Genomic DNA, 13,817 nt, shown 5'->3' on the forward strand with positions numbered 1-13,817 from the left:
CTCGGCGTCAGCGAAGGTCATCTGCTTCATGGGGAAACTCAGCGGGTGGAATCCGGGTATTTTGCCAAAATCTGGAAGTCTTCTTCAGAGTTTCCCTAGCGTTTTAAGGGCGTAGCATTTGCCGGAAACGGGTGCCCAGCCGAGGCAGTGGCGGCCTGGTGGGCCAAGCGAGGCCAACCCGAGGGCTGAGACTTGAGCCACACACTTGAGGTAACGTGCCCCTTTTTGCGGAGCCTGATCATGCCTGTTAGCCGTTATGTTTCTTTCGCGTTACTGCCCTTGCTTGCCAGTTGCCAAGTGTTTACTGAGCAGCCTGCGTCACCCGTAGCGGCCGATACGCGCCTACAAGGTGAACTGAGCCTGAATGCCGGGCAATTGCGCTTTCGCCCCTGCCAGGAACAGCGTCAGTTTGTGCTGAAAGATACCGACGCACTGGGTTTAAGCCGTGATGCAGCCGCACTGATGAGTGACGGCCACAGCGCGCTGTATGTGGACATGCGCGGGCAGTTGCAAGCCAGCGCACAAACGGGTGTCGACGGGCAATTTCTGCCCAGCCAGGTCTACCGCGTGCAAGCAGAAGGTCACGGTTGCAACGACATCAACTTCGTCCGCACAGTATTGCGCGCCAGTGGCCATGAGCCGGACTGGAGCGTCGCGGTCAGTCGTGAGGGTTTGATCCTCAATCGTCCGGGATTGGAGCCGCAGGCCCTGCCCTACTTGGAAGAGCAATTGCCGGAAGGCCGCTTGAGCCTGAGCAGCGAAGCCAACGGTCAACGTCTCGAATTATGGGTGGCCAAACAACGCTGTGTGGATGGCATGAGTGGCGCGGTGCAGCATATGAGCGCCGAATTGCGCCTTAACGGTGAAGTCCTGCGTGGCTGCGCTTACTTGGGTGGCGCACGCAACGACTGAGACACCTGTGCCATCGCGCCGATGACTGAGATAGATCAGCCCAGCGCGGGGTGATTGACCTAAGCTGAAAGGGAAGTCAGCCAAAGGAAGATCACTATGCTGCGTATTGCCATTAACGGCTATGGACGGATCGGTCGCTGCCTGGTGCGCGCCTTGTATGAGCGCAACCTTGACCAGCAGATCCAGCTTGTTGCAATCAACGACCTGGGTGAGCAAAGCACCCTCGCCCACCTCACACGTTTCGACTCCACCTTCGGTCGCTTTCCCGGTCAGATTGAACTACACGGCAACGAGTTGCGGGTCAACGGCCAGCCCATTCAACTGCTGCGTGAAGCGGAGGTCAGCAACCTGCCGTGGCATACGCTCGGGCTTGATGCGGTGCTGGAATGTTCGGGCAAGATGAAAAAGCGCCCCCAGGTCGAGCAGCATCTGGCCGCTGGCGCTCCGCGCGTACTGCTCTCGCACCCACTCGACAGTGCCGATTTAACCGTGGTGTATGGCGTCAACCATCACCTGCTAGGCACGCAACAGATTGTCTCCAACGCCTCTTGCACCACCAATTGCCTGGCACCGCTGGTCAAGGTGCTGCATGAGGCCGTGGGCATTCGCCAGGGCTTGGTCAACACCATCCACTCTTATACCAATGACCAGAACCTGCTGGATAAAACCCACAGCGACCTTTACCGCGCCCGCGCAGCGGCCTTGTCGATGATTCCAACCAGCACCGGCGCGGCCAAGGCCATTGGCTTGGTGATGCCAGAGTTGGCCGGTCGCTTAGATGGGCTGTCGATTCGTGTGCCGACGCCGAATGTGTCGCTGGTTGACCTGAGCTTTACCTGCGAACGGCCCGCCAGCCGTGAGGCGATCAATGCGGCGCTGGTGCACGGCGCGCAGCAGATGCCGCCGGGGGTGATGGAGTGCAACGAACTGCCGCTGGTCTCCAGCGACTTCAACGGCTACCCGGTGTCGTGCGTGGCGGATCTCAACCACACCCGCGTGCAGGGCGAATTGGTCAAGGTGCTCGCTTGGTACGACAACGAGTGGGCCTTCGCCAACCGTATGCTGGATGTGCTGCTGGCCTGGGTTAAGCATTAACAGCATCGCCAGCGCGCGGTCACCGGCAATCGCGCCACACAAGCGAGCGACGCTTATTCGCGCGTATAATCGCCGCCTTTTACAAAGCTGCCGGGTTGCCTCCGGCCCTGAATGTGGACCGCACCATGCTACGCATCACCGAACTCAAGCTGCCGCTCGATCACACCGAAGACGCCCTGCGCCCGGCCATTGTCCAGCGTCTGGGCATTGCCGACAGCGAGTTGCTCGACTTCACCCTGTTCAAGCGCAGCTACGACGCGCGTAAAAAATCCACCGAACTGCATTTCATCTACACAATCGATTGCCAACTGAGCGATGAAGCCGTTGTGCTGCAGCGCCTGGCGGATGACCGGCATATCAGCATCGCCCCTGACACCGCCTATAAGCCTGTTGGCCATGCGCCGGACGATCTAGCCGAGCGGCCGCTGGTGGTGGGCTTTGGTCCGTGCGGGATTTTCGCCGCGCTGATTCTGGCGCAAGCGGGGCTCAAGCCGATTGTGCTGGAGCGCGGCACCGAAGTGCGCCAACGCACCAAAGACACCTGGGGCCTGTGGCGCAAGAATGTGCTCAACCCGGAGTCCAACGTGCAGTTTGGTGAAGGCGGCGCAGGCACCTTCTCCGACGGCAAGCTCTACAGCCAGATCAAAGACCCCAAACATTACGGGCGCAAAGTGCTGCAGGAGTTCGTCAAAGCCGGTGCACCGGATGAGATTCTCTACGTCAGCAAGCCGCATATCGGCACCTTCCGCCTCACCGGCGTGGTCGCCACCATGCGTGAAGAAATCAAGGCACTGGGCGGCGAAGTGCGTTTTCAGCAGCGCGTCAGTGATGTGCTGATTGAGGGCGACCGGCTGGGTGGTCAACTCAAGGGCGTGGTGCTCGACAGCGGCGAGCAGATCCTCAGTCGTCAGGTGATTCTGGCCCTGGGCCACAGCTCGCGAGACACCTTCCGCATGCTGCATCAGCGTGACGTGTTTATGGAAGCCAAGCCCTTCTCCGTGGGTTTTCGGATCGAACACCCGCAGGGCTTGATCGACCGCGCCCGCTTGGGCAAATACGCCGGTCACCCCAAGCTCGGCGCCGCCGATTACAAACTGGTGCACCACGCCAAAAACGGCCGCTCGGTCTACAGCTTCTGCATGTGCCCAGGCGGTACGGTGGTCGCGGCGACTTCCGAGCCGAACCGTGTGGTAACCAACGGCATGAGCCAGTACTCGCGTAACGAGCGTAATGCCAACGCGGGCATCGTGGTCGGCATCACCCCGGAGCAGGATTATCCCGGTGGCCCGCTGGCCGGTGTGGAGTTGCAGGAGCGCTTGGAGTCGCAGGCTTATTTGCTCGGTGGCAGCACCTACGAAGCGCCGGGGCAATTGGTCGGCGACTTTATCGCCGGCAAACCGTCGAGTGCGCTGGGCAGTGTCGAGCCGTCCTACAAACCCGGCATTAAGCTGGGCGACCTGGCTTTAGCGCTGCCGGATTTTGCCATCGAGGCCATCCGTGAAGCGCTGCCGGCCTTCGGTAAGCAAATTAAAGGGTTTGATATGCATGACGCGGTGCTGACTGGCATCGAAACCCGCACCTCCTCGCCGCTGCGCATCACCCGTGGCGCGGACATGCAGAGCCTCAACGTGCGCGGTTTGTATCCGGCTGGCGAAGGCGCGGGTTACGCCGGCGGCATTCTCTCCGCCGGGGTGGATGGCATTCGCGTGGCCGAAGCGCTGATTCGCGACATGCTGGGGATTGCAGAGGCTTGATCCGCCGCTGATGCCAAACTTGATCGCCGCTAAAGCGCCTCCCACGAAACCGCGCAGCTCGTAGCCCGGATGGAATCCGGGACGGGTTTGGCAGGCGCTGGATTTCCCGGATTGCATCCGGGCTACGGTGATTCAGTCACTCCAACCTTGTAGGAGGGGCTTTAGCCGCGAATGGGCTGGCAACTGCTCGCCGCTGAAGCGCCTCTCACAAAGCCGCGCAACCTTATTGCGCTAAAGCCCTGCGCTGGGCAGATCGATTGGCAAAGGGATACCGCGCTCGGCGCAGTCGGCCACGGCTGCGATGAGCTCAGTCAGCTCGAAACCCTGAGCACTGAGCCAGGCAGGGTTGTAGTAGGTATCGGCATAGCGTTCGCCGCCGTCGCAGAGAATCGTCACCACGGAACCGGACTCCCCCGCCGCGACCATGCGCTTTGCCACCAGCAACGCGCCAATCAGGTTGGTGCCGCTGGAGCCACCCACTTTGCGCCCTAAGCGCTGCGCCAGGTAGTGCATGGCCGCCAGCGATAAGGCATCCGGTACTTTGCACATGGCATCAATCACCGACGGCAGAAACGACGCCTCGACGCGTGGGCGGCCGATGCCTTCGATGCGCGAGCCGTGGTTTAGGCTCAAGCGGGCATCACCGGTGCGGTAATAATCAAAGAACACCGAGCGCTCTGCGTCGGCACACAACACCCGCGTACTGTGCCGGCGATAGCGCACATAACGCCCCAACGTCGCCACAGTACCGCCTGTGCCGGGGCTGGAGACCAGCCAGCTCGGCTCGGGGAAGCGTTCACTGCGCAACTGCTGGAAAATCGATTCGGCGATGTTGTTGTTGGCGCGCCAGTCGGTGGCACGCTCGGCGTAAGTGAACTGGTCCATAAAATGCCCACCCGTTTCACGGGCCAGGCGTTCGGATTCAGCGTAAATCTGCGTCGGGTCATCCACCAAGTGGCTTTGCCCGCCGTAAAAGGCGATCTGCGCGATCTTCTCCTTCGAGGTGCTGGCCGGCATGACCGCAATAAACGGCAAGCCCAACAAGCGGGCGAAGTAGGCTTCGGAAATCGCCGTAGAACCGCTTGAGGCTTCGATCACCGGCGCACCCGGCTTCAGCCAGCCGTTACACAGTGCATAGAGAAACAGCGAGCGCGCCAACCGGTGCTTGAGACTGCCGGTGGGATGGCTGGACTCATCCTTGAAGTACAACTCAACGCCCGGTAAACCCGGCAACGCCAGTGGTAATAAATGGGTGTCGGCGCTGCGCTGAAAGTCGGCCTCGATCATGCGGATCGCTTCGCGTGCCCAGGTGCGTGGGTCAGTCATCATTTATCCCTCAATCCATAACACCGGCGGGCAGCGGGCGCGGTCCTCGCCATTGGCTCAACAACACCCCGGCGAACACCACGGCCGCCGCCAACATCTGCATAAAATTCAGCCGCTCACCGAGCAGCACAATGGCAAACAGCAAGGTGAATACGGGAATCAGATTGGTAAAGCCTGAGGCCTGACTGGCGGGCAAACGGCTGACACCAAAATTGTAGAGGCCATAAGCACCCACCGTTACCACAATACCGAGGTAGACGACTGCACCCAACGCCAAGGGGCTGACGCTGCTTGGTATCGGCGCACTGAAAAACGCCAGCGGGAAGAAAAACACGCTGCCGACAAAGGCCACCATGGCCGTCAGCAGAAATGGCGAATAACGCGCCGACAGGTGCTTGAGGATCAAGGTGTAGCCCATGGCGCAGAGCATGGCGAGCAACTCATAGAAGTTGCCCAGCACCGGGTTACTGGCATGCTCATCGGCACTGCCGGCCAGACTCAGCCAGACTGCACCCGCCATAGCGATGAGGAATCCCGCCCAGGTGGTGCGGCTAACCTGCTCGCGCAGGAAGACATACGCGCCCACGGCCACCAGCAGCGGTAACAACGCCGTGACCATGCCCGCCTGAGCGGCGCTGGTGTATTGCAGGGCCAAGGCTTCAAAGAGGAAGTACAGACAGGGTTCACAGGCCGCCAGGCCCAGCAGGTACTTCCAGTCGCCGGCGCGGTAATGCATCTTGCCGCGCCAGCGCCAGGCCAGCAAAAATACCAGGCTGCCCAAAGCCATGCGGCCAAAGATCACCCACATCGCCGGCAATTCGGCAAAGGCCACTTTCAACGCAATAAAGGAACTGCCCCATAACGCCATGGCGACGACCAGGCAGGTCATCGCCACCGCTCTTCCCTGCCCTTGCCCCTGCATACGGCCTCCTGATCAAAGGCTGCAGTGTAAAGGGCCGATCAGGTGGCTGACAGGTACAGTCAGCCAAGCGAACTGTGTGCGTTTACTGATCCCAGGGCTTGCCGCGAGTCTGCTCGCTGATGCGCAGCTTTTGCTGCAGCGCGGCCTTGGCCAGCATGTGCGCGCTAACTGGCGCGGTGATAAACAGGAACAGGGTAATCAGCAGTTCATGCAGGCTCAGGCCATTACCTTGCGTGCTGAAATACAGCATCGAGGCCAGCACCATACCGCCCACACCCAGCGTCGTGGCTTTGGTTGGGCCATGCAGGCGCATGAAAAAATCCGGCAGGCGGTAGAGGCCGATTGCACCTACCAGTGCAAACAGACTCCCCAGTAGCAGGAACAACGCCACCAGCGCTTCGATCCAAAATGCCATCAGATAATCCTCACTCGATGATATCGCCGCGCAGCAGGTATTTCGTCACTGCCACTGTGCCGATGAAGCCCATAATCGCAATCAACAAGGCAGCTTCGAAATAAAGCGTTGAATTCAACCAAATGCCAAACAACACCAGCAATGCAATTGCGTTGATATACAGCGTATCGAGCGCCAGGATGCGATCCGGCAGATCCGGCCCAATGACCAGGCGAGCCATGGTCAATACCAGCGCCAGACCAATGATCACCAGGCATACGGGAATTACGTAGGCGAGCATGTGAATACCTCCAACAGGGGCGCTTCGTAACGCTGTTTGATTTCCACAACCAGGGCCTCGGTATCCGCCACATCCAGGCTGTGTACCAGCAGGGTCTTGCGGTCATCGCTGAGATCAGCAGAGACGGTGCCGGGGGTTAACGAAATGATGCTCGCCAACATGGTCAGCGCCAATTCATCCTCCAGCAGCATGGGGATTTCTACAAACGCAGGCCGCAGCTTGGCAGTCGAACCCAGGATCAGCTTGGCCACCTGCAGGTTGGCGGTGACGATATCGAGCAAAATGCGCAGCAGAAACAAGCACAACTTGATGGGCTTATAGACCCGCGGTGGGTTGATCCAGAACAGCTGAGTGAGCAGCGGAATCGTCCAACCCAGGAAGGCCCCCAAGATCCAGTGCCCGATGCTGAAATCGTTAATCAATAACAGCCACACCAGCATCAAACTCACGCTGAGCAGCGGATGGGGTAACCAGCGGCGTGCTCTCATTGCGCAGCTCCCGATTCAATGATCTGACGATACAAAGCCAAGTCATGGAGCTGGCTGGCCGTTGCCTCAACGTAACTGAGCAGCGGCGCAGCACCGACCATCAATGCCAGGCTAAGCACAAGCAAGCCAGCGCAGGCAAAAAGCCGGCCGTGGTCAAGTTCGGCACTGCCCAACTGACTCAGCCCAACACGCCAAAACAGCGTACTGCCTGCACGACTCAGCGCCACCAGGGTTAGCAAGCCGCCGCCAAGCACCACCGACCATAGCAACACCGCCTGCACTCCAGGCTCCACCGACCGAAGCAACAGAAGTTTGCCTAAGAACCCGGAAAGAGGCGGCAAACCGGCCAGCGCAATGGCGCCGAAGAAGAATAAACCGCCCAGCACGTGCGGATTCTGCAATGCCGGACCCTGCACCAATAGACCTTGCTTATCACCACGTTGACGGGCGATCAGGTCGGCCAGCAGGAACAGTCCTCCGGCAACCCAGGTGCTATGCACCAGATAAAACAGCGCCGCTGCCAGGGCTTGTTCAGTGCCAATGGCGATACCCGCAAGCAAGGTACCGACCGACACCACCACCATATAAGCCAACAGACCTTGCAAGCTAACGGCTGCCAAGGCGCCTATAACCCCCAGTGCGAGGGTCAGAAGCGCAAGGGGCCAGAGCCAGTCATTGGCCATGTTGGCCAGGCTGCCGGCCTCGTCGCCAAAAATCAGGGTGTAGACGCGAATGATCGAATAAAGCCCAACCTTGGTCATGATCGCAAACAGCGCCGCAACCGGTGCGGAGGCCGAGGCATAGGCCTTGGGCAGCCAGAAATACAGCGGCAGAAACGCTGCTTTAAGACCAAACACCACCAGTAACAACATCCCGGCAGCGCCCAAAAGCGCCGCATCTTCCGGGCCGGCTGCCGCCACACGAATCGCCATATCGGCCATATTCAGGGTGCCGGTGATGCCATACAGCACCCCAACGGCGAGCAGGAAGAACGAGGAGCCCACCAGGTTCAACACGACGTAATGCAAGCCCGCCCTGACGCGATCCACGCCACCGCCATGCAGCAGCAGTGAGTACGAGGCGATAAGCAGAATCTCAAAGAACACGAACAGGTTGAACAAGTCCCCGGTGAGGAAGGCACCGTTAATGCCCATCAGTTGGAACTGGAACAACGCGTGGAAACTCTTGCCGCGCTCATCGTCGCCCCGAATCGCATACAACACGGCAAAGCTGGCAAGCACCGCCGTCACGACGAGCAACAAGGCACTCAGGCGATCCAGCATCAAAATAATGCCGAACGGGGCGACCCAGTTACCGACCGCGTAGGTGTAAAGCACATCCTGATTGGCCAACCAAACCAAGTAGCCACTGAGCGGCACCAGCAGCAACGTGGACAGCATTGAGATGCGTCGCTTCAAACTGGGACTCAGACTCGCACCGAGTAACAGCAGGCTGCCGGCAAACATCGGCAGCAGAACGGGCAGGATTAACGCGTGGTTCATGGATTAGGCTCCTGACCGTCAACGTGATCTGTTTGTGTTTCACCCACGCTGCGCAGCGCCAGCACGACGACAAAGGCGGTCATGGCAAAACCAATCACAATGGCCGTTAACACCAACGCCTGCGGCAGCGGGTCGGCATAACCATCACCCTTGCCGATGACCGTTACCACGCCGCTTTGTAAGCGGCCCATGGCAAACAAAAACAAATTGACGGCATAGGAGATCAAGGTCAGACCCAGCACCACCGGAAAGGTCCTTGCCCGCAGCAACAGATAAACACCACTGGCCGTAAGAATGCCCAGGGTAAGAGCAAAAATGGCTTCCATCTCAGAGCACCTCTTGTTCAGCTTTTTCCTGGGTCAGTTTGCCCAGGTTGGCGAGAATCAGCAGGGTCGCGCCGACTACGGTGAGGTAAACGCCCAAATCAAACAGCATGGCCGTGGCCAACTCGATTTCACCGATCAGCGGAATATCGAAGTAACCAAACGCGGATGTGAGGAACGGTCGATCAAACAACCAACTGCCCACCCCGGTGAGGCCCGCCACCACCACACCCAAGCCCGCAATCGCCTGGTAGTTGAGCGGCAGCCGCGACTGCGTCCACTGAACACCACTGGCTACGTATTGCAAAATCAAGGCTACGGCCGTCACCAACCCGGCAATAAAACCACCGCCTGGTAGGTTATGGCCACGCAGGAAGATAAACACCGACACCAGCAGTGCCATCGGCAGCAGGATGCGCGACAGCGTGGCGAGGATCAGCGGATGACGATCACGCGCCCACGAGCGGCCAGCCGCATCCACGTTCGGCTGAGACAGGCGTAGCCCGTTCAGCAAGGCAAAGATACCGGCGGCAGCAATGGCCAAGACCGTCACTTCGCCCATGGTGTCAAAACCGCGGAAATCCACCAGGATAACGTTGACCACGTTTTTACCGCCGCCCCCTGAAACGCTGTTTTCAAGGAAGAAGGTCGAAATACTGTCATAGGGTCGGGTCAATACCGCAAAGACCAACATGGCCACCATCAGGCCAGTGCCGCCGGCGAGCAAGAAATCACGCAGGCCACGCAGACTGCTGGACTCCGCACGGGTGTGTGCCGGTAAAAAGAACAACGCCAGCATCAGCAGGATGATGGTGACCACCTCAACCGACAGCTGAGTCAACGCCAGATCAGGCGCTGAATAACGTGCGAATGCCAGCACCACCATCAGCCCCACCACACTTAGCATCAATAGCGAAACCAACCGCTGGCGATGAAACACGACGGTGATCAGAGCCGCCAAGGCCATAATGGCCAAACCCAAGGTCGTCATACCCTCGATCGCCGTTAATGGCAGCGGACCGCTGATTTGCGGCAGCGCACTCAAACCATGTGTGACCACAATCAGTGCGGCACCGAGCATTAATGCCAGGTAACGCTGCAACGAGGCATTCTCCAGCCAACGCGTCAGGGCGGCACAGGCGCTGACCACAATCACCACGCCACGGTCGAAAATCAGCTTGGCATCGACACTGGGTAATCCGGCGTACCAGCGAAACATGGGCTGACGGAACACATAGAGAAGAATGCCGCCAAACAGGGCGATGACGCTCATCAGCAGCGGTAAGTTAAAACCATGCCAGATCGACAGGCTGTAACTCGGCACATCGCCGCCCAAAGTGGCAGCTGCTGCTGCAGCCAGCAACGGAGCTACCGTGTAAGCCGGCACCACGCCCACTAGCAGGCAGAGGAACACCAGAATCTCGACCGGCACCTTCATGTAGCGCAGGGGCTCATGAGGTGGGTATTTAGGTAAATCGACGGGCTCGCCGTTGAAAAATACGTCATGGATAAAGCGCAGCGAGTAGGCCACCGAGAACACGCCGGCCAGGGTGGCCGCAGCCGGTATCACCCAATTGAAACTGCCCAGCAGATGCTGGTTGAGCGTTTCGGTAAAGAACATCTCTTTGCTGAGGAAGCCGTTAAGCAGCGGCACACCGGCCATCGCCGAAGCGGCGACCATCGCGAGCACGGCCGTGTGCGGCATGTACTTCCACATGCCGTTAATACGCCGCATATCGCGACTGCCGGTTTCGTGATCGATGATGCCGGCCGCCATAAACAGCGACGCTTTAAAAGTGGCGTGGTTGATGATGTGAAACACCGCCGCCACCGCCGCCAGGCGCGTATCCAAACCAAACAACAAGGTAATCAGCCCCAGATGGCTGATGGTCGAATAGGCCAGCAAGCCTTTGAGGTCATGCTGAAACAGCGCCATGCCAGCACCCACCAGCAAAGTCACCAGGCCGGTGATGCTGACGATGTAGAACCACCACTCTGAGCCTGCCAGCGCCGGATACAAACGCGCCAATAGGAAAACACCCGCCTTGACCATGGTCGCCGAATGCAAGTAAGCCGACACCGGCGTGGGCGCAGCCATGGCGTGTGGCAGCCAGAAATGGAACGGGAACTGTGCTGATTTGGTAAACACCCCCAGCAGCACCAAAATCAGCGCCAGTGGGTAAAGCGCATGGGCGCGGATGATATCGCCAGCCGCCAACACCTGCGTCAGCTCATAACTGCCGACGATATGACCAATCAGCAAAATGCCGGCAAACAACGCCAAACCACCACCACCGGTGACAGCCAGGGCCATGCGCGCGCCTTTGCGTGCATCCGAGCGTGATCCCCAGAAGCCGATCAGCAAAAATGAAGAGAGGCTGGTCAACTCCCAGAACATCAGCATCAGCAGCAGATTTTCTGAAAGCACCACACCGAGCATCGCGCCCATGAACAGCAGCAAAAACGCGTAAAAACGCCCCATGGGCTCAGATTTGGACAGGTAATAACGGGCATACAGGATAACCAGCAGGCCGATACCTAAAATCAGCAGGGCAAACAAAAAGCCCAAACCATCAAGACGCAGGCTGAGGTTCAACCCAATTGCAGGCAACCACTCCAACTTGACCTTGAGTAACTCACCCGCGAACACAGCCGACTGTTGTGAAAGCAACAAAACCAGGCCGACAAGAGGGGCAATTGCTGCCGCCGTCGCGCATGCGGAACGCCCCAAGCGTTCGGCAAACAGCGGTAAAAACATGCCTAAAAATGGCAACGCGATAATCAGCGCAAGCGTCATACAAAACCCCTTTTCTCGAACCAGACCATTAAGACTGGCCAGCTGAATTTAGAACCAGCTCATTGCGGCAATCCACGGCGCTAACCGTGACCCCATCCGACCTGACAGCACCCTGCATCAGGGATAGAGGGTATCCCACCCCAACGCGAGCGATTATCCATAACTATCGCCCAGCCGTCATGGATAGAATTATTTCCAAACACTCCGCCTCTGAGCGCCAGCCGAGTTGTGCAACCCACTGATAATTCGTCAGTTACTGAAACGCAAGGCAATAAAAAACCGGACCAGCCTGCACTGATCTGGTTTTAGGGTCACTCAGCGGGAAACGCGGCTGGTGCCATTCACGGTCAGGATGCGTACACGCTCGCCAACGCGGAAAATCTGGTTTTCCTCAACTTCTTGCACATAAGCACGCAGGCTGCCGTCATCTTCACGCACGGTAATTTCAACGCCCTGGGCGCGGGTCAGCCCCTCTTCGGTCATCGCGCCCAGCAAACCACCGGCCACAGCACCAACAACGGCTGCGACTGCGCTGCCACGACCACCACCAACGCCACTGCCAGCCACACCGCCAATTACAGCGCCAGCACCGGCACCAATCGGGGTTTTAGTGCCTTCAATTTTGACCGGACGCAGCGATTCGATGGTACCCATACGAACAGTTTGCACCGCGCGGGCTTCGTCACGCGAATAGCTATCGCCGGTGAGGTTGGAGGCACAACCACTGAGCAGAACCAGTGCAGCGCACGAGGCGGCCAGAGCAATCAATTTACGCATTATCTTTTCTCCAATTGAACAGGCCTTCTACGACGCCTGAGAGGTCGAACTGTCAGCGGCAACTATAGAGCAAAACCCTTGCATTAGGCTTACAGGCACAAACGAACAAGACCTATAAACGTATACATCGAGCAGGGTTAATGCGTTAAACCAACCGACTCAAGATCAGACCAGCCAACAAAGCTGAAGTTTACTTGTTGCAGGTCAGTGGCCATGTGGCTCATAGGCCGTTTAAATGCGTTCAGGCCTGCAGAGATCGTCAGGCACTTGCATGAGGATGCTATGGATTACTTTATTGTCGCTATTACCACGGTGGCCGGGCTGTATTTTCACGGGTGGCTTTATGTGCGAATCAAACGCTGGATGGACCGGGATCTGGCCTTATCACTGGCGGGTGACTCGCCCGCCAAACGTGAGTACATGCTGCAACGCCTGCAGGAAGCGCAATCGACAGGCATCAAGCGCAAGGCGCTGCACATCTGGCTGCAACAGGCCGCTGAACACTACAACGGCCAGTAACCGAAGCATCAAGGCGCCAGACGTTCACGCACCCAGGCACCGTCTTGCAGGCGATAGTTGAGGCGATCGTGCAGACGACTGGAGCGCCCCTGCCAGAACTCAATGCGCTCCGGCAATAAACGATAACCGCCCCAGTGCGGCGGGCAATGCGGTGCACGGTCTAGGAAGCGCTGTTCGGTTTCGGCCAGCAGACTCTCCAACTCAGTGCGATCAGCAATCACCTGGCTCTGGGGTGACGCCCACGCGCCCAGTCGGCTGCCCAGTGGCCGCACTTGAAAATAAGCATCACATTCAGCGGCGGTGACGCGCTCCACTCGCCCCTCAATACGCACCTGACGCTCCAGGCTGGGCCAGAAAAAGGTCATGGCGGCAAAAGGATTAGCGGCCAAATGCTGGCCTTTAGCGCTGTCGTAGTTACTAAAGAACGTGAAGCCGCGAGCATCCAGGCCCTTGAGCAGCAACACCCGGCAATGCGGCCGGCCTTGCGCGTCCACCGTGGCCAGGGTCATGGCATTAGGCTCAACCGGCAATTGCTCGGTTTTTACCGCATCGGCAAACCATTGCTCAAACAGCGCAAATGGGGCTTGCGGGGCTTGCGCTTCGCTCAGGCCATCACGGGTGTAGTCACGGCGCATGTCAGCCAGGGTTTGGGTCATTGACGGATCCTCTCAATCAGAAGTGACCCAGCTTACCCGCGAGCGCCGTGC

The 13,817-nt window shown here is 58.7% G+C and carries 14 protein-coding genes; 4 read left to right on the forward strand and 10 right to left on the reverse strand.

The window, feature by feature from the left end; genetic code table 11:
• The first annotated feature begins 240 nt into the window (after positions 1-240).
• The 3 genes from AUK77_RS09905 (at position 241) to AUK77_RS09915 (ending at position 3,761) form a co-directional block, all read left to right on the forward strand.
• Entirely contained in the window at positions 241-912 is a 672-nt protein-coding gene (locus tag AUK77_RS09905) for a hypothetical protein (RefSeq protein WP_296128948.1), read from the forward strand.
• A gap of 96 nt (positions 913-1,008) precedes the next feature.
• Positions 1,009-2,007 (forward strand): type I glyceraldehyde-3-phosphate dehydrogenase, encoded by a 999-nt coding sequence (gene gap, locus AUK77_RS09910; protein WP_296128951.1) that lies wholly within the window; start codon positions 1,009-1,011, stop codon positions 2,005-2,007.
• A 125-nt stretch (positions 2,008-2,132) separates the two neighbouring features.
• Positions 2,133-3,761, forward strand: coding sequence for an NAD(P)/FAD-dependent oxidoreductase (locus AUK77_RS09915; RefSeq protein ID WP_296128954.1), 1,629 nt, complete (start codon positions 2,133-2,135; stop codon positions 3,759-3,761).
• 231 nt (positions 3,762-3,992) lie between these two features.
• Here the strand turns inward: AUK77_RS09915 and AUK77_RS09920 are convergent, their stop codons facing one another.
• The 9 genes from AUK77_RS09920 to AUK77_RS09960 form a co-directional block, all read right to left on the reverse strand.
• Positions 3,993-5,087 (reverse strand): PLP-dependent cysteine synthase family protein, encoded by a 1,095-nt coding sequence (locus tag AUK77_RS09920; RefSeq protein WP_296128957.1) that lies wholly within the window; start codon positions 5,085-5,087, stop codon positions 3,993-3,995.
• A 10-nt stretch (positions 5,088-5,097) separates the two neighbouring features.
• Complete coding sequence (locus AUK77_RS09925) at positions 5,098-5,976, reverse strand: DMT family transporter (RefSeq protein ID WP_296128960.1); 879 nt, start codon at positions 5,974-5,976, stop codon at positions 5,098-5,100.
• A 115-nt stretch (positions 5,977-6,091) separates the two neighbouring features.
• Complete coding sequence (locus tag AUK77_RS09930) at positions 6,092-6,424, reverse strand: Na+/H+ antiporter subunit G (RefSeq protein WP_296128963.1); 333 nt, start codon at positions 6,422-6,424, stop codon at positions 6,092-6,094.
• Between the two features lie 10 nt (positions 6,425-6,434).
• Positions 6,435-6,704, reverse strand: coding sequence for a K+/H+ antiporter subunit F (locus tag AUK77_RS09935; protein WP_296128966.1), 270 nt, complete (start codon positions 6,702-6,704; stop codon positions 6,435-6,437).
• The gene (locus AUK77_RS09940) at positions 6,689-7,192 is read right to left on the reverse strand and encodes a Na+/H+ antiporter subunit E (RefSeq protein WP_296128968.1); all 504 of its coding nucleotides are present in this window, start codon (positions 7,190-7,192) and stop codon (positions 6,689-6,691) included. The genes AUK77_RS09935 and AUK77_RS09940 overlap by 16 nt, the downstream gene beginning before the upstream one ends.
• Positions 7,189-8,694, reverse strand: a complete 1,506-nt coding sequence (locus tag AUK77_RS09945) for a monovalent cation/H+ antiporter subunit D (RefSeq protein WP_296128970.1) — start codon at positions 8,692-8,694, stop codon at positions 7,189-7,191. Before AUK77_RS09945 ends, AUK77_RS09940 begins: the two co-directional genes overlap by 4 nt.
• Positions 8,691-9,020 carry a Na+/H+ antiporter subunit C gene (locus AUK77_RS09950; protein ID WP_296128973.1) on the reverse strand — a complete coding sequence of 110 codons (330 nt, stop codon included), beginning with the start codon at positions 9,018-9,020 and terminating at the stop codon, positions 8,691-8,693. The genes AUK77_RS09945 and AUK77_RS09950 overlap by 4 nt, the downstream gene beginning before the upstream one ends.
• A 1-nt stretch (position 9,021) precedes the next feature.
• Entirely contained in the window at positions 9,022-11,814 is a 2,793-nt protein-coding gene (locus AUK77_RS09955; RefSeq protein ID WP_296128977.1) for a monovalent cation/H+ antiporter subunit A, read from the reverse strand.
• A gap of 315 nt (positions 11,815-12,129) precedes the next feature.
• Entirely contained in the window at positions 12,130-12,591 is a 462-nt protein-coding gene (locus tag AUK77_RS09960; protein WP_296128979.1) for a glycine zipper domain-containing protein, read from the reverse strand.
• Between the two features lie 282 nt (positions 12,592-12,873).
• Between AUK77_RS09960 and AUK77_RS09965 the strand changes: the two genes are divergently transcribed.
• Positions 12,874-13,110, forward strand: a complete 237-nt coding sequence (locus tag AUK77_RS09965; RefSeq protein WP_296128982.1) for a hypothetical protein — start codon at positions 12,874-12,876, stop codon at positions 13,108-13,110.
• Between the two features lie 8 nt (positions 13,111-13,118).
• On the opposite strand, the gene pdxH is transcribed toward AUK77_RS09965, so the two are convergent.
• A complete protein-coding gene (gene pdxH / locus AUK77_RS09970; RefSeq protein ID WP_296128983.1) occupies positions 13,119-13,766 on the reverse strand; it encodes a pyridoxamine 5'-phosphate oxidase in 648 nt (215 codons plus the stop codon).
• Between the last annotated feature and the right edge of the window lie 51 nt (positions 13,767-13,817).

The sequence above is a fragment of the Pseudomonas sp. Ga0074129 genome (genome assembly GCA_001465025.1).
In the GTDB taxonomy this organism is placed as follows: domain Bacteria; phylum Pseudomonadota; class Gammaproteobacteria; order Pseudomonadales; family Pseudomonadaceae; genus Aquipseudomonas.